Raw genomic sequence first — 22,447 nt, 5'->3', positions numbered from 1 at the left:
CTCAGGCGAAGAAGCTGCGGGCGTAATCCAGCGCGTCCGCCAGCGCGTCGACTTCTTCCCGTGTGTTATAGAGGCCAAACGACGCCCGGCAAGTAGAGGTCACGCCGAAACGGGCGAGCAGTGGCTGTGCGCAGTGGGTGCCGGCGCGAACGGCCACGCCGCGACGATCGATCATGGTGGAGACGTCATGGGCATGGATGCCGGCGAGTTCGAAGGAGAAAATCGCCCCCTTGCCCGGCGCATTGCCGATGATCCGCAGCGAATTGATCGCCGAAAGCCGCTCATGCGCATAGGCGCGCAGGCTCTCCTCATGGGCGGCAATCGCCTCGCGGCCGAGGCTTTCCATATAGTCGAGCGCGTAACCGAGACCGATGGCCTGGACGATCGGCGGCGTTCCGGCCTCGAAGCGATGCGGTGGCTCGTTATAAGTCACGCGATCCTCGGTGACCTCGATGATCATCTCACCGCCGCCCATGAAGGGGTCCATATCCCTCAGGCGATCCATCTTGCCCCAGAGCACGCCAATGCCCGAGGGGCCATAGAGCTTGTGGCCGGTCACCGCATACCAGTCGCAGCCGAGATCCTGTACGTCGACCGGCAGGTGGACCGCGCCCTGGCTCCCATCGACCATGACGGCGATGCCGCGCTCATGGGCGATGCGGCAGACTTCCTTGATCGGCACGACCGTGCCAAGGGCGTTCGACATATGGGTGATGGCGATCAGCTTGGTGCGTTCGGTCAGGCAAGCCTTGAAGGCCTCCATGTCGAAGGCACCGTCATCGGTGACCGGTGCCCAGACCAGCTTGGCGCCCCTGCGCTCTCGCAAAAAATGCCAGGGCACGATGTTGGAGTGGTGCTCCATGATAGAGAGCACGATCTCATCGCCCTCACCGATATGCTTCATGCCCCAGCCATAGGCGACCGTGTTGATCGCTTCGGTCGAGGATTTTGTGAAGATCACTTCGTCAATCGAGGGGGCGTTGAGAAAGCGGCGCACCTTTTCGCGCGCTGCTTCATAGGCGTCCGTCGCGGCATTGGAGAGGAAATGCAGGCCACGATGCACATTCGCATATTCGTTCGAATAAGCGTGGCCGATTGCGTCGATTACCTGCTTCGGCTTCTGCGCCGAGGCGGCATTGTCGAGATAGACCAGCGGTTTGCCATAGACCTCGCGCGACAGAATCGGGAAATCCCGGCGCACAGTCTCGACGTCGTAACCTGTCCGTGCCGCGATCGTGTCAGCCATGATGCTCCAGCCAGTCGGTGATGATCTCTTCCAGCGCTTCGACGAGGGCCTCGTCTTCCAGTTCCTCGACGATCTCGGCGACAAAGCCGTTGACCAGAAGCGCACGCGCCTTCTTTTCCGGAATGCCGCGCGACATCAGGTAGTAGAGATGGCTCTTGTGAATGTCAGCGACCGTCGCGCCGTGGGCGCATTGCACGTCGTCAGCGAAGATTTCCAACTCGGGCTTCACCGAGAACTCGGCATCGTCCGACATCAGCAGCGTGTTGCAAGCCATGCGCGCATCGGTCTTCTGGGCATCCGGGGCAACCCGGATCATGCCCTGGAAAACACCCTTGGCACGGTCGAAGACGACGTTGCGGATGACTTCCGTCGAGGTCGTGTTCGGCACATCATGGCCAAGCGTCATGGTGACGTCGGTGTGGGTGTCACCGCCGAGCAGATTGACGGCGCGGAGCGTGAAATCGGAGCCTTCGCCCACCGTCTTCACATGCACTTCCTGGCGCACCAGCTTGCCGCCGGCATTGATGACGAAGAGGCGGAACTTGGCGTCCGTGCCGAGTTCGGCGCGAATCTGGCCGAGATGGGTGTCAGCGTCGCCTTCACCCTGGAGAATGATCCAGGTAATTTCGGCGCCCTCGCCGAGCTTCAGGTCGGCAACCACTGTTGCCAGTGCTGCCGAACCGCTCTGCCCGATATGGCGCTCGATGACTGTTGCCTTCGCACCCTTGCCGAAGTTTGCGGGGAAACGCAGGTGAAGCTGGCCGGCCGCATGGACTGACTGCAGCTCGATCGGACGTTCGATCTCGGCGTCTGCGCCGACATCCAGCGTAAAGCCGTCGCGCACGAAGGCGCCATTCAGACGACCGATCGTGTCGTCGTTGTTGAATGCCGTCAGGCCGTCGGCAGCTGCGCCATCGGAGAGTGCGTCGCGATACAGCGAAACAGTCAGGCCTTCCGGCAGCGCTGACGGCGCCTGGGCTACGCCCTGAAGCACTTTCAACATGGTCGCGCCTGCCACCAGCGGATTGACCGCCTGGGCCACCGCCTGCGGCTCATCGGCCGGCAGTGCGCGCAGAAGCGCCTTCAGATCCGTGTAGTGGAAGGTCTCGACACGGCGCGTCGGCAGGCCCTGGCGCTTCAGCACGTCGAACAGGCCGTCGCGCTTCTGCAGCACGGCGCCATCGCCGGGCAGGCTGCCGATCTGGTGGGTATAGGCGTCGATGATCTGGGTCTCGGCTTCGGTCAGCCGGTTCGCCGCTTGCAATGTCATCGGTGCAACTCCTTTAAACTTGAGAGCCCTCAGGCGGCCTGACCGGTGATGTCGGCATAACCGTTGGCTTCGAGTTCCAGTGCCAGGCTCTTGTCACCCGACTTGATGATCTGGCCCTTGTAGAGAACGTGCACGCTGTCCGGCACGATGTAGTCGAGCAGGCGCTGGTAATGGGTGATGACCACGGTGGCGCGGTCCGGACGCTTGAGCGCGTTGACGCCATCAGCGACGATCTTCAGCGCGTCGATGTCGAGGCCGGAATCGGTTTCGTCAAGAATGCAGAGCTTCGGCTCAAGCAGTGCCATCTGCAGGATCTCGGCGCGCTTCTTCTCGCCGCCGGAGAAGCCAACATTCAGCGGACGCTTCAGCATGTCAGGGTTGATCTTCAGCTCAGCCGAGGCTTCCTTGACGCGGCGGATGAAGTCGGGCGTCGTCAGTTCGGCTTCGCCGCGCGCCTTACGCTGCGAGTTCATTGCGACCTTCAAGAACTGCATGGTGGCAACACCGGGAATTTCGACCGGATACTGAAAGGCGAGGAAGATGCCCTTCGCCGCGCGCTCGGCCGGGTCGAGTTCGAGAATGCTCTCGCCGTTGTAGAGGATGTCACCTTCGGTGACTTCATAGTCTTCGCGGCCCGACAGGATGTAGGACAGCGTCGACTTGCCGGAACCATTCGGACCCATGATGGCAGCCACTTCGCCGGCCCTCACGGTCAGGTTCAGACCCTTGATGATTTCAGTGCCGTCTTCGGCGATGCGGGCATGGAGGTTTCTGATTTCAAGCATGACAATCTCAATCTCTGTTTGCCTCAAACATCAGAGGCTCTGTTCGTCGTTTTCTATTTCTCGTCTTCCGACGAGCCATTTAGTTTTCTGGTATTCGAAGGGTTGCCTGGCGTAATAAGCGTTCCGATGTCGCCAATGCCGGAGACCAAGATGAAGACCACGGACAAGGTTCCAATCGCAATCATACTTGCGCCGGTGTCCCTTATCGCCCCTGCGCCCGTTATTCCTCCGGCAAGAGCCAACAGAATGCCACCAATGATCATCAGTCCAAGAACCACACCTGCCGCCGCAAAAACGAAGGTGAAGAACTTCTGAATCATCGTGCGACCTCTCTGCTAGCCAACGCTTCCCTCCAACGAGATGTTGATCAGCTTCTGCGCTTCAACCGCAAATTCCATCGGCAGCTGCTGGATGACGTCGCGGACGAAGCCGTTGACGATCAGCGCGATCGCCTCTTCTTCCGGGATGCCACGCTGCATGGCGTAGAACTTCTGGTCTTCGGAGATCTTCGAGGTCGTCGCCTCGTGTTCCACCTTGGCCGTCGAGTTCTTCACCTCGATGTAAGGCACCGTATGCGCGCCGCAGGTGTCGCCGATCAGGAGCGAATCGCAATTGGTAAAGTTGCGGGCATTTTCCGCCTTGCGATGCATTGAGACCTGGCCGCGATAGGTGTTCTGCGACACACCGGCCGAAATGCCCTTGGAGATGATCCGGCTCTTGGTGTTCTTGCCGAGATGGATCATCTTGGTGCCGCTGTCGACCTGCTGATGGCCGTTGGAGACGGCGATCGAGTAGAACTCGCCCTGGCTGTCGTCACCGCGCAGGATGCAGGACGGGTATTTCCAGGTGATCGCCGAACCGGTTTCGACCTGGGTCCAGGAGATCTTGGAGCGGTCGCCACGGCAATCGCCACGCTTGGTGACGAAGTTGTAAATGCCGCCCTTGCCGTCCTTGTCGCCGGGATACCAGTTCTGGACGGTGGAATACTTGATTTCGGCGTCATCGAGCGCCACGAGTTCGACCACCGCTGCATGCAGCTGGTTCTCGTCGCGCTGCGGTGCCGTGCAGCCTTCGAGATAGGAGACGTAGGCGCCTTCTTCAGCGACGATCAGCGTGCGCTCGAACTGGCCGGTGTTCTTCTCGTTGATGCGGAAATAGGTGCTGAGCTCCATCGGGCAGCGAACGCCCTTCGGGATGTAGACGAAAGAGCCGTCGGTGAAGACCGCGCAATTCAGCGTCGCATAATAGTTGTCGGTAACGGGCACGACCGAGCCGAGATATTTCTTCACGAGGTCCGGATATTCGCGGATCGCTTCCGAGATCGACATGAAGATCACACCGGCCTTCATCAGCTCAGCCTTGAAGGTCGTGACGACCGAGACCGAATCGAAGACGGCATCGACGGCGATCTTCGAGGACTGCACGCCCGCCAGCATTTCCTGCTCTTTCAAAGGAATGCCGAGCTTTTCATAGACCTTTAGCAGCTCGGGATCGACTTCATCCAGCGACTTCGGTCCGGCAGCCGTTTTCGGTGCCGAATAATAATAGATGTCGTTGAAGTCGATCTTCGGATAGTCGACGCGAGCCCAGGTGGGCTCCTCCATCGTCAGCCAGCGCTTGTAGGCGTCAAGGCGCCATTCCAGCATCCATTCCGGCTCGTTCTTCTTTGCCGAAATGAAGCGAACGATGTCTTCGGACAGGCCCTTGGGGGCCTTATCGACTTCGATGGTGGTTTCAAAACCATACTTGTACTGATCCACATCGATCTGGCGGACCTGATCGATCGTTTCCTGCACAGCAGCCATGGTCGTTCTCCAATCTTGCCGGGCCAAATTCCGGCAGCTTGTTAACGTTGGGCGGTGACCCGCCATACTTAAGGTTTCCGAGCCAGCATTTCACCCCTCTTGGCAAGGGAAAAAAGCATCCTCGTCGAGTTTTCCTGCGCTTAGGCTGCCTGTCCGGCGACCTTGCGGCGTGATGCAATCTTGTCGAAGACCGCGATGAAACGGTCTATATCGGCCTCGGTCGTCGCGGGCCCGAGCGACAGCCTCAGCGCGCCATGTGCCGCATCCTCGCCCATGGCGGTCAACACATGGCTAGCACCTACCTTGCCCGATGAACAGGCAGCCCCCGCAGAGAGCGCGACACCTTCGAGATCGAAGGCGATCTGACCCGTTTCCGCCTTCAGGCCCGGAAGGCGGAAGAAGCTCGTATTGCTGACACGGTCGAGACCGCGTCCGTAGATGACCGTTTCCGGCGCGATCCTGAGCATGGCCGCTTCCGCGCGGTCCCGCAGTCCAGCGATGGCAGCGTTTCGGCTCTCCACCTCTTCGCTCATGACACGTGCCGCAGCCCCGAAGCCTGCAATGGCCGCGAGGTTTTCAGTACCTGCCCGATGCCCCTTTTCCTGACCGCCGCCGCGGATGAGCGGCTCCGGCATCAGCGTTTCGCCGCGCGAGACGAGCGCGCCGACGCCTTTCGGACCGCCCAGCTTGTGCGCCGACACGATCAGGAAGTCCGCACCGAGATCAGCGATCGACGCCGGAATGCGGCCGGCCGCCTGAACCGCATCCACGACCAGCAGACCACCATGCTTCTTTACGATGGCTGCAGCGTCCCGGATCGGCTGGATCAGGCCGGTTTCGTTGTTGACCAGCATGATGGCGACAAGCGGCATGCCGGAAGCGGCATCGTGGGCAGCGAGCAGATCAGCCAGCGCCTCAAGATCGAGGAGCCCCTGACGCGTCACCGGGATTTCCGTTATCTGCTCTGGCGCAAAACGACCGCCATTGCGAACCGCCGGATGCTCGATCGCCGAGACATAGAGATGGCCGACGGCGATCTTCGCCTTGCCCATGCGATAGGCCGGAGACAAGACATGGTTCGCCGCTTCCGTGGCGCTGCCGGTGAAGGTCACATGGGCCGGTTCGGCGCCGAGCAGGCCCGCCACCTCCCGCCGTGCCTTTTCGCCGAGGACGCGCGCCGCACGTCCTTCAGCATGAACGGAAGACGGGTTGCCGGGAAGAGAAAGTGCATCCAGGACGGCATCGCGCGCAGCACCGAGAAGCGGCGCCGTGGCGTTCCAGTCGAGATAGATGCGTCCCATCGCCATCCCTGCGGCAGACCTCTCGTTCCCCCCGGCGCATTTTCCTTGAAATTTCCGCCGGGCTTGCCTTATGACACCTTCACCCCGGATGCAGTGTCATCCAGTTTCGAACGGTTCTAAACTTCGTTCTAGAAAAGCTGACTGACTTCGTCAAGTCAGCTTTCTAATTTGGTGTTGACGAACCGCAAAAATGTCAGGGACCGAAACCTAATGCCCGAAGTGATTTTCAACGGCCCCGCAGGTCGTCTCGAAGGCCGTTATCAGCCCTCCAAGGAAAAGAGCGCACCCATCGCGATCATTCTTCATCCGCATCCGCAGTTCGGCGGCACGATGAACAACCAGATCGTCTACCAGCTGTTCTACATGTTCCAGAAGCGCGGCTTCACGACGCTGCGCTTCAACTTCCGCGGCATCGGCCGCAGCCAGGGCGAATTCGACCATGGTGCCGGCGAGCTGTCGGATGCCGCATCGGCGCTCGACTGGGTACAGAGCCTGCATCCGGATTCGAAGAGCTGCTGGGTCGCCGGCTATTCCTTCGGTGCCTGGATCGGCATGCAGCTTCTGATGCGCCGCCCGGAGATCGAAGGCTTCATGTCGATCGCGCCGCAGCCGAACATCTACGACTTCTCCTTCCTCGCGCCCTGCCCGTCCTCCGGCCTGATCATTCATGGCGACGGCGACAAGGTGGCTCCAGAGAAGGATGTCCAGGGTCTGGTAGACAAGCTGAAGACGCAGAAGGGCATCCTGATCACCCACAAGACCGTGCCCGGCGCCAACCACTTCTTCAACGGCCAGGTGGAAACACTGATGGGCGAATGCGAAGACTATCTCGACCGTCGCCTCGAAGGCGAACTGGTTCCCGAACCGGCCGCCAAGCGGATCCGGTAAGATGATCCGGATCGTGGCCGATACAAACGTTCTCGTCAGCGCTTGTATCGGTCAGGGTCCAGCCTCGAAGGTGATTGAGGCGTGCCTGACAGACATGCTCGCACCCATGCTGAGTTTGGCGCATTATCTGGAATACGAAGACGTCATCAACCGCACGACGCCCTTCCAGCGTGCGCGGTTTGATCTCCATCAGCGCAATGATCTGCTGGATGCATTTTTCTCCCGCTGTACTCTTGTCGACATTCACTACCGCTGGCGTCCGAATCTCCGCCACGAGGGCGACAATCACCTCATCGAACTGGCGATTGCCGCAAATGCGCGCTATCTTGTGACCAGCAACACCAGGGATTTTTCTGGTAGCGATTTGAGATTTGATCGTGTCGAGGTCATCGAGCCGGCACGACTGGTCAGGGAACTCACGCTGTGAAATCAATCACCATCACGCTGCCAGAGCCGCTGGATACACAAATCAAAAGTGTTGCTCAGGAAAATGGTCTGACGCTCAACGATTTCTTCGTCGAGGTGACCAAGAACATTGTTGAACAGGACGAAGTGCGTAAAAAGTTCATGCAGCGCGCCGAAATCGGCAAAGACAAAGTCGATGCAGTTTTAGCGATGCTTCGACGAGAATAGCTCGCGCTATGTTTTCAATGCGTGATTTTCAATGACCTCAAACTCTTCATTCGACGCCGTGGGTCTCGCAGGCGGTGGTAACCGCTGCTACTGGCAGAGCGGGTTCCTCAAGGCTTACAGCGAGCATCACCCGCTCAATCCGCGCTTCTACGTGTCCGTCTCGGCGGGTGCCTATCATGGGGCCATGTTTCTCGCTGGCGTTGGCGATCGGGTGCGGACCTCCGCCTTCGCCTTTGCTGAGAAGGGACAGCGGGGTGTCGATTGGCGGGCGCTTAAGCGGCGGGAATCGCCGCTGGTGGTGGGCGCGCTGTTCCGACAACTGCTTGCGAGCGAATTCGGCGAGGCCGAGCTTGCCGCGCTGAAGGCCGCCCCACCCATGCTGATCCAGCTCTCTGGCCTGCCCGATTGGATGCCCGGCGCGCTCGGCGCACTCGGCTCGATCGGCGCCTATCAGATCGAGAAGCTACTGACCGATGGTACCCATTCCAAGGCGGGCCTGCGAATGAAGTTGCGGCCCACCTGGTTGTCGACACACAATTGCGACTATCCCGGAGAACTGGTCGATGCGCTGATGGCCACGTCCTCGGTGCCGCCTTTCATGCCCGTCGGCCGCGTCAGAGGCCGCGCCTATCTGGACGGCGGGCTCGTCGACAATCCGCCGCTGATGAAGCTCACGGAAGTCGAGACCAAGGGCTGGAAGACGCTGCTGCTGACCACCCGATTTGGCCGCAAGCCGCCCTCCGCCGAAAATCGCGTCGTGGTCGGCCCGAGCGAAGACATCCCGGTCAGCAAATTCGCCGTCGGTGATGCGGCAGGTATCCGGCATGCCTACGAGGTCGGATTGCGAGATGGGCTGGCCTTTGCGAAGCAGGATGTTGCCAAAGGCGAACCCGTCCGTTGAAGATCAACCTTTGAGCCGCGTCCCTGCCCTCACCAAGACGCCGCCCAGCACCGGCTCCCGAACGCCCGTCGTTCCCGGGAATGTCAAAGGTAGCCCACGGAGCGAACGTACGGCGAGATAGGCCCAGGCTTCCGCTTCCATAGCATCGCCATCAAAGCCGGCCTGCTCGGCGGTCAACACTGTTGCGCCCTTTTCGCCCGCGAGGCGCACCAGATCCGCCATGATCGCCCGGTTCAACCGGCCACCGCCGCAAATCACGTAGGTTTTTGGCACGCTCGGCAAATGGCCGGCAGATTTGAGGATCGCGGCTGCGGAGACGTAAGCGAGGGTACGCGCGCCGTCCGACAGTTCGGCCCCATTGCCTTCCGGTGGACGGAAATCGTTGCGATCGAGCGACCGGCGTGTCTTCCCTGTGAAGAAGGGACTGTCGAGATAACGCTCGGCCAGCGGCATGATGACCGAGCCCTCCGAAGCGATGCGGCCGCCGTCGTCATAGGGAATACCGGCGTGCGTTTCGACCCATTGGTCGATCAGCGTATTGCCCGGTCCGCTGTCGAAACCGATGATGGTGCCATCGCGATCGAGAAAGGTCAGGTTGGAGATGCCGCCGATATTGACGAAGCAGACAGGCCATCGCTCCGCCGGGATCTGATGCGCCAGCGCATGATGATAGACGGGCACCAGCGGTGCACCCTGCCCGCCCTGCACCATGTCATTCGCGCGCATGTCGTAGACGGTGTCGATGCCGGTTTCGGTCGCAAGAAGAGGCCCGTCGCCGAGTTGTACGGTCAGCGCTGCATCCGGCCGATGCAAGACGGTCTGACCGTGGAAACCCACGAGATCGACGTCGTCGGCTTTCAGCCCTTGCCGCTCAAGGAAGAGGCGAACTGCTTCCGCATGCCGTAACGTAAGCTCCCTCTCCATACGGGAGAGATCGCCCGGCCGCTCGCGACGTTCGCGGATCGATCTTGCCTCTTCCAGTGCCTGCTTCAGGCGGTCGCGAAAGCCGGGCTCGTAAGGCACAGACAGAAAGGCGCCGCGCTCCACCACCGCTTCGCCGTCGGTCCGGACCAGCGCCACATCGATCCCGTCCATCGAGGTGCCGCTCATCAGGCCGATCGCCGTCTTCATTTCCGCCATGTTTCACCCGATTCGACCTGTTTTCTCGGGGCACATTCATGACCGAGACGGGTGCACAATTCAAAAAACAATGCTAAAGCCCGCGCGGATTTCCAAGAATACCACCGAAAGACCAGAGAAACCGAAAGCAACAGCGTCATGACGAAGTTCAAGTCCGATTTCCTCCGCACCATGCATGAACGCGGCTTCATTCATCAGATCTCCGATGAAACGGGCCTCGACGACCTGCTCGCCAAGGAAAGCGTGACGGCCTATATCGGCTATGATCCGACGGCGCCTTCGCTGCATGCCGGAAGCCTCATCCAGATCATGATGCTGCACTGGTTCCAGGCAACCGGCCATCAGCCGATTTCGCTGATGGGCGGCGGCACGGGCATGGTCGGCGACCCCTCCTTCAAGGAGGAAGCGCGCCAGCTGATGACGATCGACAAGATCGAAGAGAATATCGCCTCGATCAAGCGCTGCTTTGCCCATTACCTGAACTACGACGCCGGCCCGAAGGGCGGCGCCATGATGATCAACAATGCCGAATGGCTGCGCGGCTTGAACTACCTCGAATTCCTGCGGGATGTCGGTCGCCATTTCTCGGTCAACCGCATGCTGTCCTTCGACAGCGTCAAGACCCGCCTCGACCGCGAGCAGTCGCTGTCCTTCCTCGAATTCAACTACATGATCCTGCAGGCCTATGACTTCGTCGAGCTCAACAAGCGCTACGACTGCCGTCTGCAGATGGGTGGCTCGGACCAGTGGGGCAACATCATCAACGGCATCGACCTTGGCCACCGCATGGGCACGCCGCAGCTCTATGCACTGACCTCGCCGCTTCTCACCACCTCGTCCGGCGCCAAAATGGGCAAGTCGGCGACGGGCGCCGTCTGGCTGAACGCCGACATGCTCTCGGCCTATGACTTCTGGCAGTACTGGCGCAACACTGAAGATGCAGACGTTGAACGCTTCCTGAAGCTCTACACGACCATGCCGATGGACGAGGTGAAGAAACTGGCAGCACTTGGCGGCTCGGAGATCAACGAGGCGAAGAAGATCCTGGCGACGGAGATCACCGCGATCCTGCACGGCCGTGCCGCCGCAGAAGAGGCTGCCGAAACGGCCCGCAAGACCTTCGAGGAAGGTGCCTTGTCGGAAAACCTGCCGACCGTTGAAATCGCTACCGGCGAACTCGAGGCCGGCGTCGGCCTGCTGGCGCTGATCGTCAAGGCAGGACTTGCCGCCTCGAACGGGGAAGCCCGTCGTCACGTCCAGGGCGGCGCTGTGAAAATCAACGATGCCGGCGTCTCCGATGAGCGCATGTCTGTCGGCAATGCACAGCTCTCCAGCGATGGTGTCATCAAGCTGTCGCTGGGCAAAAAGAAGCACATTCTCATCAAGCCTGTCTGATGGCCAAAAACCTCATAACCGACCTCCGAAAATCCCGCATTTGCGGGCTTTTTTGCGTTCGTAAACAGGTATTAACCTATGGCGCGTTTTTGACCAGCCTTCCGCCCGTGCCACTTATCGCGCCAACCCCCTGCACAAATGCATGGCAGTCGCATATTATTTGCACTGCACAATCTTGTTTTACGGGCGTATAAGAAGGCCAATCGCTGATGCGGGAAACACCGCAGGATCAGCCAAGAGATAGAACCCGAGGAAACGACCATGAACCCGATCCGCATTGCCAAGAACTGGATGAGCTACCGCCGTACGATGGCTGAACTGGGCAACCTTTCCAGCCAGACCCTGAACGACATCGGCATCACCCGCTACGAAATCCGCAACATCGCTTCGCGCTCGTTCCGTTGATCGGACCTGCATTGAAGTCGGTTTGAAACGGCACCGCATGGTGCCGTTTTTGATTCCGGGCGCTCCCTGCAGCGATCGGGACAGTCGATGACCCGTCGCAGCCGGTGGACCTTTCCCGCCCGCCCGTGATAGGAAGCCGGCCATGACAAATAGCACCTTCTCCCCCATTCACATCATCGGCGGCGGCCTTGCAGGCTCCGAAGCCGCCTGGCAGATTGCTAAGGCTGGCGTTCCGGTTATCCTGCACGAGATGCGCGGCGTGCGCGGCACCGATGCGCACAAGACCGACGGCTTAGCCGAACTGGTCTGCTCGAACTCCTTCCGTTCGGACGACGCCACCTCCAACGCCGTCGGCGTCATCCATGCAGAAATGCGCATGGCGAACTCGCTGATCATGGCCTGCGCCGACCGCCATCAGGTTCCAGCCGGCGGGGCGCTTGCTGTCGATCGCGATGGATTTTCCGATGCGGTGACGGCCGAGATCGCGGCTCACCCGCTGATCACGGTCGTGCGCGAGGAAGTGACCGGTCTTCCGCCCGAAGACTGGGATCTTGCGATCATCGCCTCCGGCCCCCTCACCTCGCCTTCTCTGGCCGAAGCGATCCGCCAAAAGACCGGCGAAGACGCACTTGCCTTCTTCGACGCCATCGCCCCGATCGTGCATCGCGACAGCATCAACATGGATATCTGCTGGTACCAGTCGCGTTACGACAAGGTCGGTCCTGGCGGCACGGGCAAGGACTATATCAACTGCCCCCTCGACGAGGCGCAGTATAATGCCTTCATCGACGCCCTGATCGAGGGTGACGCTGTCGGCTTCAAGGAATGGGAAGGCACGCCCTATTTCGACGGCTGTCTGCCGATCGAGGTCATGGCCGAGCGCGGCCGAGAGACGCTGCGCCACGGGCCGATGAAGCCGATGGGGCTGACCAATGCCCACAACCCCACCGTCAAGGCCTATGCCGTCGTACAACTGCGCCAGGACAATGCGCTCGGCACGCTCTACAACATGGTCGGCTTCCAGACGAAGCTGAAATACGGTGCCCAGGCCGAGATCTTTCGCATGATTCCAGGCTTGGAGAATGCCGAATTCGCCCGGCTCGGCGGCTTGCACCGCAACACCTATATTCACTCGCCGACGCTTCTCGATCCGACGCTGCAGCTGAAGGCCCGACCGGGCCTCAGATTTGCCGGCCAGATCACCGGCTGCGAGGGTTACGTCGAAAGCGCCTCGATCGGACTACTGGCAGGCCGGTTCGCGGCCGCTCAGCGCAAGGGAGAAGAGATAAGCCTGCCCCCGGCGACAACAGCCCTCGGTTCGCTGCTCAACCACATTACTGGCGGCCACATCGTCTCGGATGACGAGCCGGGCAAGCGCTCGTTCCAGCCGATGAACATCAATTTCGGGCTATTCCCCGAGCTGGAGCCGGGCTCGATCGTCAAGCCCGAAGGCGTCAAGCGTTTTCGCGGCAAGGACAAGACGATCATGAAGCGGCAGCTTGTGGCCGCACGGGCGCTGGAAGACTGCAAGGCCTGGCTTGGCAGGAACTGATCGCGTTTGGTGCTGCCGGGTTTACGTGCTCGGCAGCGCTTCGGCTTCGCGATCGGCGGGACCGACGTAATTGCCGAGCAGCCAAAGCGAAACCTCGGCGGCCTCGGCTGCATTGGCAAAGCGGAACTCGCCATTGTGGAACGGCGCGTCGAGGAACTCGACCGCAAAGCTCTTACCATTGCCGAGATCGCGCACCCGCACAGTACCAGGCTCGATCAAGTGGCAGGCATAGTGGCTGCGCATGTTGCGCATGAACCCGGCCTTGTTGTCGTGCAGGCGCACAAAAACCGCCTTGCCGTCGACCGTTGCATGCAGGCTGCGGATCGCTTCCTGCGGAAAGGCCCGGCCGAATTCCATGATCGCCAGCCCCATATCCTGCAGGCCTTCGGCATCCTGCTGGCGGGCCATGCGGGATGAAAAATAGGCAAGGACGCCGACAAGCGCCAATACGATACCCCAGGTCAGCATGATCGGCTCGCGGCTCCACAGTCGCAGTTCATATCAAACTCCGCATAAAGACCGAGCCTTGCGCGAGCGTGACCTCGGGAGCCCCGCAACGATCGACTGTATCAGTTACAGACGACCGGTGACCAGAAGCCGCATCATCGCCAGCTGGCGGCGCCATTGCGGCGGGCGGATGGTGCCGGCGATCGCTGCAGTCCCGTCTTGAGCGGCGCGCTTGAGGACGCCGGAGGCGAGCGAAACCGGCAGGAAGGCAGGCAGCAGGCTCTTGGGGATTTTCCCGCCTGCACGCGCCTGGCGCAAGTGATCCAGACCGTAACCGGCAAAGGCTTCGATCGCGGCCTTCAGCCGCGCCGGCTCATCGTCTTTCAGAAAACTGTCCCGATCGAGGCCTGCTGCTGAGACGATCTGCAATGGCACATAGACCTGACCGCGACTGCGGTGGATCGGCATCAGCAGGAGGCTGCCGGCAACGCAGAGTGCCACCCCCGCATGGCCGACGATCTCGAATGCGCCTTCTGCAGCCTTCGGGTCCAGCACCAGCGCGGCAAGCTGTATCAGTGCAGCAGACGTCTCGCCGGCATAGCCTTCAAACATGACGGTCGTTTCGATCGGATCGTCGTAGAGATCGAAGATACGGGCATCGGCCATCGAGACCAACGGCGCAATCGGCAGGCTGCGTTCTTTGACGGCCCTCAGCAGTTCCGCCGCGACGGGATTCGCAGCCGTCTCGCCATGGGCCGAACCTTCCAGCAGATCACGCCAATATTGCAGACGAACTTCCCCAGGCAGAGGCTCGCGAACGAGGTCGCGCACGCGCGCCAGTTCGGCATTGTAAGCATAGAGGGCAACGACTGCGGCGCGGCGTTCGGCAGGTGTCAAAAGGCTCGCCAGATAGCGGTCGCGATCGTATTCGCGCAACGCTGCGAGGCACAGCGCCTCATTATCCGGCTTCAGCTCGCTCACGGGGCACCTTTCAGGGGCTTGTCTCACACCGCGATTAGAGCGGCGGCCACGGGCCGCTGCTCGGCCAGCATAATGTTATACGTGCGCAGGGCCGCACCGGTTCCCATGGGATCGCTGGCGATCCCCTTCTCCTTCAAGGCCGCCCTGACAACCGGATCGATCAACCGCAACTGACGACCGGTTCCGATGATCAGAAACTCGATACCCGTCTCGGCAAGCACCCGTTCGAAGGAGCTAAGCGTCAGCGGCTCGTCTTCTGTCTGCTCCCAGCCGTAGACGCCTGATGGCAGAAAGAGCAGCGAGCCACGATGGGACATGTCGGCAAAACGGAAGCCGCCATTGCCGTAGGAATCGATCACCGGCTGGCCGGGGAAATGGGCATCGCGGATGACGATGCCCTTGTCACCGAAGCCGAAGACCATTCGCTCAGGCCCTCGCCTTGGCGGCCGCCTTGTCGGCGTCCGATTCGTCCCTCTTTTCGAAGGTCTCAGGCCGCAGCTTGAAGGCAATCAGCACCGGACCGGCGATGTAGATCGACGAGAAGGTTCCGATGACAACACCCGCCAACATGGCGAAGGTGAAGGAACGGATGACTTCGCCGCCAAAGACATAGAGAGCGAGCAGTGCCAGGAAGGTCGAACCCGCCGTCAGAACCGTACGCGACAGCGTCTGGTTGATCGATTCGTCGATTAGGACGTCGAGCGGCATCTTCTTGTAGCGCCGCAGATTTTCGCGCATGCGGTCATAGACGACAACGGTGTCGTTCAGCGAATAACCGATGATCGTCAGAATGGCCGCGATACTGGTCAGGTTGAATTCGAACCCTGTCAGCACGAAGAGACCGAGCGTGAAGATCACGTCGTGCAGGGTTGCGATGATCGCACCCAGCGCGAACTGCCATTCGAAGCGGAACCAGATGTAGATCAGGATCCCGAGCAGAGCCACGGCAACGCCGAGCGTCGCCGAATAGGTCAGGTCGTTGGAAACCGACGGGCCGACGACTTCGACGCGGCGGAAGTCATATTCCGCTTCCAGTTCGCCGCGCACCTTGGCCAGTGCCGACTGCTCTGCATTTTCGCCGCCGTCCTGCGCCTGCAGGCGGATCAGCGCACTCGACGCATCGCCAAAGCCCTGGGCCTGGACTTCGCCGAGGTTGAGCTGGCTCAGACGCTCGCGGATGTCCGAGAGATCGGCATCACCCTGACGCGCCTTGACCTCGATGATCGAGCCGCCCTTGAAGTCGATGCCAAGGTTCATGCCAACGGTGAAGAAGCCGATAACCGAAGCAACCGAAATGACCATAGCGGCTGCAAAGTTGATCTTGCGCATCCCCATGAAGCGGATGTTGCGGTTGTCGAAGAAGCCGGTGCGGATGCTCTTCGGAATGATCTTCGGACGTTTCCAGCGATACCACTGCGCCATCAGCCAGAAAGTCATGGTGAACGCGGTAAAGACCGTGGTGACGATACCGATCGAGAGCGTCACGGCAAACCCGCGGACAGGACCCGAGCCGAGGAAGAACAGAACGACGGCAGCGATGAGCGTCGTCAGGTTGGCGTCGACGATGGTGGCAAAGGCCTTCTTGAAGCCGATGTCGATCGACTGGATCAAGGACCGGCCATTGCGCGCCTCTTCTCGTATGCGTTCGTAAATCAGAACGTTGGAGTCGACGGCCATACCCATTGTCAAAACGATACCGGCGATACCCGGCAGCGTCAGTGTGGAGCCAATCAGCGTCAGCGCCGCCATGATCATGATGATGTTGGCGGTCAGCGCTATATTGGCCATCAGGCCGAAGGTGCCGTAGAACACCATCATATAGGCGACGACGGCGAGAGCGCCGAGAATGCTGGCGGTGACGCCGGCATTGATCGAGTCCTGGCCGAGGCCCGGACCGACGGTACGTTCTTCGACGACAGTCAGCGTTGCCGGCAGCGCACCTGCGCGCAGCAGCACGGCGAGGTCGTTTGCGCCTTCAACCGAGAAATTGCCCGAAATCTGACCCGAACCACCGAGGATCGGCTCGCGGATAACAGGCGCAGAGATAACCTGATCGTCGAGAATGATGGCGAAAGGCTTGCCGACATTCTGCTGTGTCGCCTGGGCAAAACGCTGGGCGCCACGGCTGTCGAAACGGAAGCTGACGACCGGCTCGTTCGAGCGCTGGTCGAAGGAGGCCTGAGCGTCGACCAAGTTTTCGCCCGAGATCAGCGCGCGCTTCTCAACCAGATAAGGCACGGCCGGATCGTCGGTCGAATAAAGCACTTCCGACTGGGCAGGCGGACGCGTGTTGATCGCCTCTGTCACCGGCATGGTCGTGTCGACCATGCGGAAGGACAGCTTGGCGGTCTGGTTGAGCAGGCTCTTCAGACGCTGGGGATCGGTAAGACCCGGCACCTGAACGATGATGCGATCCTCGCCCTGGCGCTGGATCAAGGGTTCGGTGGTGCCCAGTTCGTCGACGCGACGGCGCACAACTTCCATTGACTGGGTGAGTGCCGAGGAGACACGGTAGTCGATGCCGGGATCGGTAAGCGTCAGGCGCAGAACACCGTCTTCGCCCTGTTCCATTGTCACTTCCGTGACAGAGCCGCCTGTCAGTCCACCAACGCTCACCGGCGTGGTCAGCGAGCGCAAGGCTTCCTGGGCTGCCGCGACCTTGTCCGCATCGGTGATCTTGACCTGGATCTGCTGGCCAACGCCGGATAGGCCCGTATAGCGTATATTGGCGTCACGCAGCTGCGTGCGCACGTCGCCGACAATGGTCTCAAGCCGCTCCTTGACGATGTCGGCCCGTTCCAGCTTCAGCATGATATGCGAGCCGCCCTGCAGGTCGAGGCCAAGCGTAACCTTGTTGGTCGGCAGCCAGGACGGGAAGGATTTCAGCGTCTCATCCGAAAAGACATTCGGTATGGCGACCAGAATGCTGACCAGAACGGTCAACCAGATGAACGCAGTCTTCCAGCGGGATGTATGAAGCATGGAACTCTCGGAAAGGTAGCGGAAAAATGGCTAAGGCCGGCAGTTTGCCGGCCCCGCAGGGGGAGAGATCAGGCGGCTGTCTCGGTCTTGACCGGTTCGCCCTTGACGCGGACTTCCGCCACGTACTGGCGAAGAACGCGGACCTTGACGCCATCGGCGATCTCGACTTCGAGTTCCTTGTCGTCGATCACCTTGGTGACCTTGGCAACGATGCCACCGCCCATGATGACCTGGTCGCCGCGGCGAATGGTCGAGAGCGTTTCCTCGCGCTTCTTCATCTGCGCGCGCTGCGGACGGATCAGGAAGAAGTACCAGACCACCATCAGCGGCGCGAAAAGCAGAAGCATCTCGAAACCGGAACCCATAGCGCCCGTAGCACCGGTCGCGTCCTGGGCAAAGGCTGGCGTGATAAACATGTAGAACTCCTATGAAGCCAAGTGCTGGCGCCTTTCGGGCACCCCCCGTTCAGGTCGCCGGAATATAGTGACCGGGCCTATGAATGCAACAGAAACAGCGTGGAGCCGTACCATTTTCCCGGCCGTTACACTTTCTGTGCGCAAATGCGCGTGATACCGCGTGATCGAACAGGCAAAACGCCGCATTCGCGGGGCTTGGAGGACATGATGGCTGATCAGACGATGGCGGCACTGCTTGCCGAAGTAACACGACTTGCCGACGCAGTGGAGCGTCTGGCGGGGCCTGCCCCGGTGGCGAACGACTGGGAGGCGGCCGACTGCTTCGTCTGGAACGCCACACGGCAACATCTGCAGCCAGTCAAGCGGCCGAACCGGGTGGCACTCGGGCTCATCCGTGGTGTCGATCACGTGCGCGACATCCTGCATGACAATACGCTCCGCTTTGCCGAGGGTTTTCCCGCCAACAACGTGCTGCTCTGGGGCGCACGCGGCATGGGCAAATCCTCGCTGGTCAAGGCCGTGCATGCCGATATCCGCGCATCGACGGGTGCCGGCCTGAAGCTGGTCGAGGTCCACCGGGAGGACATTGCGTCCCTGCCGGGCCTGCTGGAGATCCTCAAGGCGGCGCCCCATCGGATCCTCGTCTTCTGTGACGACCTCTCCTTCGACCATGACGACACCGCCTACAAGTCGCTCAAGGCAGCGCTCGACGGCGGCATCGAAGGCCGGCCGGACAATGTTCTGTTCTATGCGACGTCGAACCGCCGGCACCTTCTGCCGCGCCACATGATGGAAAACGAGCAGTCGACGGCGATCAACCCGTCGGAGGCGGTCGAAGAAAAAGTCTCCCTGTCGGATCGCTTCGGCCTCTGGCTCGGCTTCCACAAATGCAGCCAGGACGACTATCTGACGATGATCGACGGCTATGCCGCCCATTTCAAACTTCCCCTGCCCCAGGCGCAACTACATCACGAGGCGCTTGAATGGGCGACCACGCGCGGCGGCCGTTCGGGCCGCGTCGCCTGGCAGTATATCCAGGATCTCGCCGGCCGCTTGCGCATCTCCACCGACAACGCCTGACAGTAACGAGAAAAGGCCCGGATAAACCGGGCCTTTTGCCATTATCTGGTACGCAAAACCTATTCCAGATAAGTGATCGGATTGACCGGAGCCGCATCCTTGCGGACCTCGAAATGCAGCATCGGGCGCGATACATTGCCGCTCATGCCGGAGGTAGCGATGGTCTGACCGCGCTGAACCTTCTGGCCGCGCTGGACCGAGAGGCTGTCGGCATGGCCGTAGACCGTGACCTTGCCGTCGTCGTGGCGGATGAGAACGGTGTTGCCGAGTTCCTTCAAGCCATTGCCAGCATAGATGACCACGCCGTTTTCTGCGGCCTTGATCGGCGTTCCGGTCGGAACAGAGATGGCGATCCCGTCGGAACGCTTGCCGTCGATGTTCGAGCCGAAATTGGCAATAATGGCACCGCGGGCCGGCCAGCGATACTTGCCGATGCCGGTTGCCTGCGGGGCGGACGATTCCGGATCGACCGACGCGACTTCCGAGACCGACTTGGTAGCGGTCGGCGCCTTGTATTCGCCAGGCTGCGTTGCGGACGGAACAGATGCCGTCTTCATCGGATCGGCGGCGACAGGCGTTACGGCGGCCTGATTAGACTTCTGCGGCAGGGTCAGAACCTGGCCGATCCGGATTGCGCCGGTCGTCAGTCCGTTGACCTTCTTCAGTTCGGCGGTGCTCACCCCGTTCTGCTGGGCGATGCGAGCAATGGAATCACCCGGCTTGACGACATAGGTGCCAGCGCCAGCGCCCGCGGGCGTCTTGCCGGTTGCCGCAAGCGTCGAGGCCTGCTGCTTGTCGCGAGCGCCCGGTACCGTCGGCAGGACCGCGACGTTCTGCTGCTGACCATCCGGCAGGCCGGGCTTGCCACCATCCGGGATACCGCTTGCATCGGCAGCCGCACGTGCCGCATTGCCACCGGCCAGGCTCGGAATAACCACCAGCTGACCGGTCGCCGCATCGGACGAATGCGTCAGGCCGTTAGCCTTCAGGATTTCGCGCTCCGGCACGCCATAGCGACTGGCAAGCGTAGCGATCGTTTCACCCGGGCGCAGGGTGACGCGGGCGGCATTGGCGGTCGACCACTGGCCCTTCGTCGGCGTCGAACCGGTGACACTGGGCTCGGCCAGGTTCTGCGGCGGAGCGCCGAGCGCGACCGTGCCGTTGCCGTTCTTGGCAGGCATCGAGGGGAAGGGCTGCGCTAGAGCCTGAGCGCGTTCGGAATTGTTGCTTGCGGCCGGAGCGCCCATGCCCGACGGGGCGGAGAGCTCGGCCCGTTGGACGGCAGCAGGCGTGCTTGCAGCACGTGCTGCGGCCGGCTGATAGGTGTTCTGCTGATACGTGTTCTGCTGATAGGTGGGAGCCGGCTGCGCCATCGCCTGGCTCTGGCCGTAGCTGCCGCCAATGTTTTCGGCGGGAACCGGTGGCTGCTCACGCAGAGGAGACTGGCCGCGCGGGATCGAAGCGGTGGTCAGATTGTCCGTCGAGAAGACCGAGGTGAAGCGCGAGGCATCCGAACTGCAACCCGCAACGGTGCCTGCCAGGAGAATGGCGCCGCAGATGCGGACGACCGGCAGTCCAGCTTTTGGCGATACACTATTACGCATGACTCGACCCACAAATGACACACATTGATATGGGTTCATTAAAGCGCGTTAGTATTACTGGTCAGTTAACCCCGGGGAATCGACGTGAACTAATTCGACAAGGCGCAGATATGCAGATACCGCAGAAAGCCGGGCTCATTGGCCATTTCGCCGCGACCTAGGGCAGAACCGACTGTGACGAAACTCACAACTGCTGGGCGATCTTCGGCTGCAGCGGCAGGAAAGGAACCTCGAAAAGATCCTCGCGCTCAAAGCGGCTGCCGGTCTTGGTCAGGCGCACCATGATGCACCTCATCTCGTCGACCATCAGCGGCACGAGCAGCATGCCGCCGGATACCAGTTGTTCGGCATAAAAACGCGGCATGGACGGATAGGCGGCGGTCGCGAATATGCGATCGAAGGTCCCCTCGCCCGGCAAGCCATTCGTGCCATCGGCCTGGCGCAGGATGACATTGCGCAGGCCCAGCGTTTCCAGCCGCCGCTGCGCGCCGGCGATGAGGGTCTTGTACCGCTCCAGCGAGATGACGCGTTCGGAAAGCCTTGCAAGCACTGCCGTGATGAAGCCACTGCCGGTGCCGACTTCGAGCACACGATGGCCGGGCTTCACCTGCAACTGGCCAAGCAGCTTGACCGCCAGATCGGCGCCTTCCATGAACTGCCCGCATTCGATCGGGATTGAGCGGCTGGAATAGGCACTCGCGGCATATTCCGGCGGCACGAAAGTCGAACGCGGGGTCTGTTCGACCGCCGTCAGCAGATCGAGATTGGTCACCCCCTCGGCCCGCAGGCGCAGCACGAGGGCTGCGAAACCTTCTCGTTCGAGAAGTGCCGATCTCATCCGAGATCTCCTTGACCCAAGGCTTCCGCCACCAGATCCTGCACCGCATAATCGGTCATATCGAGCTTGAGCGGCGTCACCGACACCTTCTTTGCTCTCAGTGCATGGATGTCGGCGCCGGCGCGGTAGTTGCCCTTGCGGTCGCCGAATCGCAGCCAGTAATAGGGCAGTCCACGACCATCATGGCGTTCCTCGACCGAGAGGCCGAACTCCAGCTTCCCCTGGGCCGTCACCTCGACGCCCTGGGCTTCTTCCGGTTCGCAATGGGGGAAGTTGAGGTTGAGGAAGGTGCCGGGCGGCAGATCCACCGTCATCAGCTTGCGCAACAGGTCCGGCGCCAGCGTCTCGGCCACATGCCACGGGATCGGCGCACCCGCCTCATAACTATAGGCCTGGCTGAGCGCAAAGGAGCGCACGCCATGCACCGTGCCTTCGATCGCGCCTGCGACCGTGCCGGAATAGGTGACGTCATCGGCGAGATTGGCGCCGGCATTGACGCCCGACAGCACCAGATCGGGCTTGCGGTCGAGCACCTTGCGGATCGCCATGATGACGCAATCGGTCGGCGTGCCGCGGAGCGCAAAGCGCTTCTCGCCGAGTTCACGCAGCCGCAAAGGCTCCGAGAGTGTGAGCGAATGGGCAAGACCGCTCTGATCGGTTTCCGGAGCGACTACCCAGACATCGTCGGAGAGACTGCGGGCGATCTTCTCCAGGGCAACAAGGCCCGGCGCATGGATGCCGTCGTCATTGGTCAGCAGGATGCGCATGGCCACTCCGC

At 61.1% G+C, this 22,447-nt stretch carries 23 protein-coding genes; 8 read left to right on the top strand and 15 right to left on the bottom strand.

Features of this window, described 5'->3' with window-relative positions; genetic code table 11:
- Window position 1 precedes the first annotated feature (1 nt).
- The 6 genes from ASE36_RS18310 to ASE36_RS18285 form a co-directional block, all read right to left on the bottom strand.
- Window positions 2-1,246 carry a cysteine desulfurase gene (locus ASE36_RS18310; RefSeq protein WP_062283273.1) on the bottom strand — a complete coding sequence of 415 codons (1,245 nt, stop codon included), beginning with the start codon at window positions 1,244-1,246 and terminating at the stop codon, window positions 2-4.
- A complete protein-coding gene (gene sufD, locus ASE36_RS18305) occupies window positions 1,239-2,516 on the bottom strand; it encodes a Fe-S cluster assembly protein SufD (protein WP_062283269.1) in 1,278 nt (425 codons plus the stop codon). Before sufD ends, ASE36_RS18310 begins: the two co-directional genes overlap by 8 nt.
- 29 nt (window positions 2,517-2,545) lie before the next feature.
- Complete coding sequence (gene sufC / locus ASE36_RS18300) at window positions 2,546-3,301, bottom strand: Fe-S cluster assembly ATPase SufC (RefSeq protein ID WP_062283266.1); 756 nt, start codon at window positions 3,299-3,301, stop codon at window positions 2,546-2,548.
- Window positions 3,302-3,354: 53 nt separating this feature from the next.
- On the bottom strand, window positions 3,355-3,621 hold the full coding sequence (locus ASE36_RS18295) for a hypothetical protein (protein WP_062283262.1): 267 nt from the start codon (window positions 3,619-3,621) through the stop codon (window positions 3,355-3,357).
- Window positions 3,622-3,636: 15 nt separating this feature from the next.
- On the bottom strand, window positions 3,637-5,106 hold the full coding sequence (gene sufB, locus ASE36_RS18290; protein ID WP_062283259.1) for a Fe-S cluster assembly protein SufB: 1,470 nt from the start codon (window positions 5,104-5,106) through the stop codon (window positions 3,637-3,639).
- 140 nt (window positions 5,107-5,246) lie between these two features.
- Window positions 5,247-6,413 carry a cysteine desulfurase family protein gene (locus ASE36_RS18285; protein ID WP_062283256.1) on the bottom strand — a complete coding sequence of 389 codons (1,167 nt, stop codon included), beginning with the start codon at window positions 6,411-6,413 and terminating at the stop codon, window positions 5,247-5,249.
- 204 nt (window positions 6,414-6,617) lie between these two features.
- On the opposite strand from ASE36_RS18285, the gene ASE36_RS18280 reads away from it, so the two are divergent.
- Genes ASE36_RS18280 through ASE36_RS18265 form a run of 4 tightly spaced genes read left to right on the top strand, consistent with a single transcriptional unit; the run spans window position 6,618 to window position 8,829 of the window.
- Window positions 6,618-7,295 carry an alpha/beta hydrolase gene (locus tag ASE36_RS18280; RefSeq protein ID WP_062283253.1) on the top strand — a complete coding sequence of 226 codons (678 nt, stop codon included), beginning with the start codon at window positions 6,618-6,620 and terminating at the stop codon, window positions 7,293-7,295.
- Window position 7,296: 1 nt separating this feature from the next.
- Window positions 7,297-7,722, top strand: coding sequence for a putative toxin-antitoxin system toxin component, PIN family (locus tag ASE36_RS18275; protein ID WP_062283249.1), 426 nt, complete (start codon window positions 7,297-7,299; stop codon window positions 7,720-7,722).
- Window positions 7,719-7,928 (top strand): hypothetical protein, encoded by a 210-nt coding sequence (locus tag ASE36_RS18270; protein ID WP_062283246.1) that lies wholly within the window; start codon window positions 7,719-7,721, stop codon window positions 7,926-7,928. Before ASE36_RS18275 ends, ASE36_RS18270 begins: the two co-directional genes overlap by 4 nt.
- Before the next feature lie 31 nt (window positions 7,929-7,959).
- Window positions 7,960-8,829, top strand: coding sequence for a patatin-like phospholipase family protein (locus ASE36_RS18265; RefSeq protein WP_062283243.1), 870 nt, complete (start codon window positions 7,960-7,962; stop codon window positions 8,827-8,829).
- Window positions 8,830-8,832: 3 nt separating this feature from the next.
- Here the strand turns inward: ASE36_RS18265 and ASE36_RS18260 are convergent, their stop codons facing one another.
- On the bottom strand, window positions 8,833-9,969 hold the full coding sequence (locus ASE36_RS18260; RefSeq protein ID WP_062283240.1) for an anhydro-N-acetylmuramic acid kinase: 1,137 nt from the start codon (window positions 9,967-9,969) through the stop codon (window positions 8,833-8,835).
- 138 nt (window positions 9,970-10,107) lie between these two features.
- On the opposite strand from ASE36_RS18260, the gene tyrS reads away from it, so the two are divergent.
- The 3 genes from tyrS (at window position 10,108) to trmFO (ending at window position 13,321) form a co-directional block, all read left to right on the top strand.
- Complete coding sequence (tyrS, locus tag ASE36_RS18255) at window positions 10,108-11,364, top strand: tyrosine--tRNA ligase (protein WP_062283238.1); 1,257 nt, start codon at window positions 10,108-10,110, stop codon at window positions 11,362-11,364.
- Between the two features lie 261 nt (window positions 11,365-11,625).
- Complete coding sequence (locus tag ASE36_RS22295; protein WP_082511209.1) at window positions 11,626-11,769, top strand: DUF1127 domain-containing protein; 144 nt, start codon at window positions 11,626-11,628, stop codon at window positions 11,767-11,769.
- A gap of 142 nt (window positions 11,770-11,911) precedes the next feature.
- Window positions 11,912-13,321, top strand: a complete 1,410-nt coding sequence (gene trmFO / locus ASE36_RS18250; protein ID WP_062283236.1) for a methylenetetrahydrofolate--tRNA-(uracil(54)-C(5))-methyltransferase (FADH(2)-oxidizing) TrmFO — start codon at window positions 11,912-11,914, stop codon at window positions 13,319-13,321.
- A 21-nt stretch (window positions 13,322-13,342) separates the two neighbouring features.
- On the opposite strand, the gene ASE36_RS18245 is transcribed toward trmFO, so the two are convergent.
- The 5 genes from ASE36_RS18245 to yajC all read right to left on the bottom strand — a co-directional run bounded on the left by ASE36_RS18245 (window position 13,343) and on the right by yajC (window position 18,147).
- Complete coding sequence (locus tag ASE36_RS18245; RefSeq protein ID WP_062283234.1) at window positions 13,343-13,789, bottom strand: hypothetical protein; 447 nt, start codon at window positions 13,787-13,789, stop codon at window positions 13,343-13,345.
- A 105-nt stretch (window positions 13,790-13,894) separates the two neighbouring features.
- Window positions 13,895-14,749 (bottom strand): phytoene/squalene synthase family protein, encoded by an 855-nt coding sequence (locus ASE36_RS18240; protein WP_062283231.1) that lies wholly within the window; start codon window positions 14,747-14,749, stop codon window positions 13,895-13,897.
- Between the two features lie 23 nt (window positions 14,750-14,772).
- Complete coding sequence (locus ASE36_RS18235) at window positions 14,773-15,171, bottom strand: Mth938-like domain-containing protein (protein WP_062283227.1); 399 nt, start codon at window positions 15,169-15,171, stop codon at window positions 14,773-14,775.
- A 4-nt stretch (window positions 15,172-15,175) separates the two neighbouring features.
- Window positions 15,176-17,731, bottom strand: coding sequence for a protein translocase subunit SecDF (gene secDF / locus ASE36_RS18230; protein WP_062283224.1), 2,556 nt, complete (start codon window positions 17,729-17,731; stop codon window positions 15,176-15,178).
- A gap of 68 nt (window positions 17,732-17,799) precedes the next feature.
- The gene (gene yajC / locus ASE36_RS18225; RefSeq protein ID WP_062283219.1) at window positions 17,800-18,147 is read right to left on the bottom strand and encodes a preprotein translocase subunit YajC; all 348 of its coding nucleotides are present in this window, start codon (window positions 18,145-18,147) and stop codon (window positions 17,800-17,802) included.
- Window positions 18,148-18,354: 207 nt separating this feature from the next.
- On the opposite strand from yajC, the gene ASE36_RS18220 reads away from it, so the two are divergent.
- Complete coding sequence (locus ASE36_RS18220; RefSeq protein ID WP_062283215.1) at window positions 18,355-19,227, top strand: ATP-binding protein; 873 nt, start codon at window positions 18,355-18,357, stop codon at window positions 19,225-19,227.
- A gap of 59 nt (window positions 19,228-19,286) precedes the next feature.
- On the opposite strand, the gene ASE36_RS18215 is transcribed toward ASE36_RS18220, so the two are convergent.
- From ASE36_RS18215 to surE, 3 genes are all read right to left on the bottom strand, one after another.
- Window positions 19,287-20,831 (bottom strand): peptidoglycan DD-metalloendopeptidase family protein, encoded by a 1,545-nt coding sequence (locus tag ASE36_RS18215; RefSeq protein WP_062283212.1) that lies wholly within the window; start codon window positions 20,829-20,831, stop codon window positions 19,287-19,289.
- Window positions 20,832-21,015: 184 nt separating this feature from the next.
- Window positions 21,016-21,669, bottom strand: a complete 654-nt coding sequence (locus tag ASE36_RS18210; protein WP_062283209.1) for a protein-L-isoaspartate(D-aspartate) O-methyltransferase — start codon at window positions 21,667-21,669, stop codon at window positions 21,016-21,018.
- Window positions 21,666-22,436 carry a 5'/3'-nucleotidase SurE gene (gene surE, locus ASE36_RS18205; protein WP_062283206.1) on the bottom strand — a complete coding sequence of 257 codons (771 nt, stop codon included), beginning with the start codon at window positions 22,434-22,436 and terminating at the stop codon, window positions 21,666-21,668. Before surE ends, ASE36_RS18210 begins: the two co-directional genes overlap by 4 nt.
- Window positions 22,437-22,447 lie beyond the last annotated feature (11 nt).

Origin of the sequence: Rhizobium sp. Root274 (assembly GCF_001429245.1) — a bacterium.
Taxonomy (GTDB): domain Bacteria; phylum Pseudomonadota; class Alphaproteobacteria; order Rhizobiales; family Rhizobiaceae; genus Allorhizobium.
This window is presented reverse-complemented; position numbering and strand designations above follow the sequence as displayed.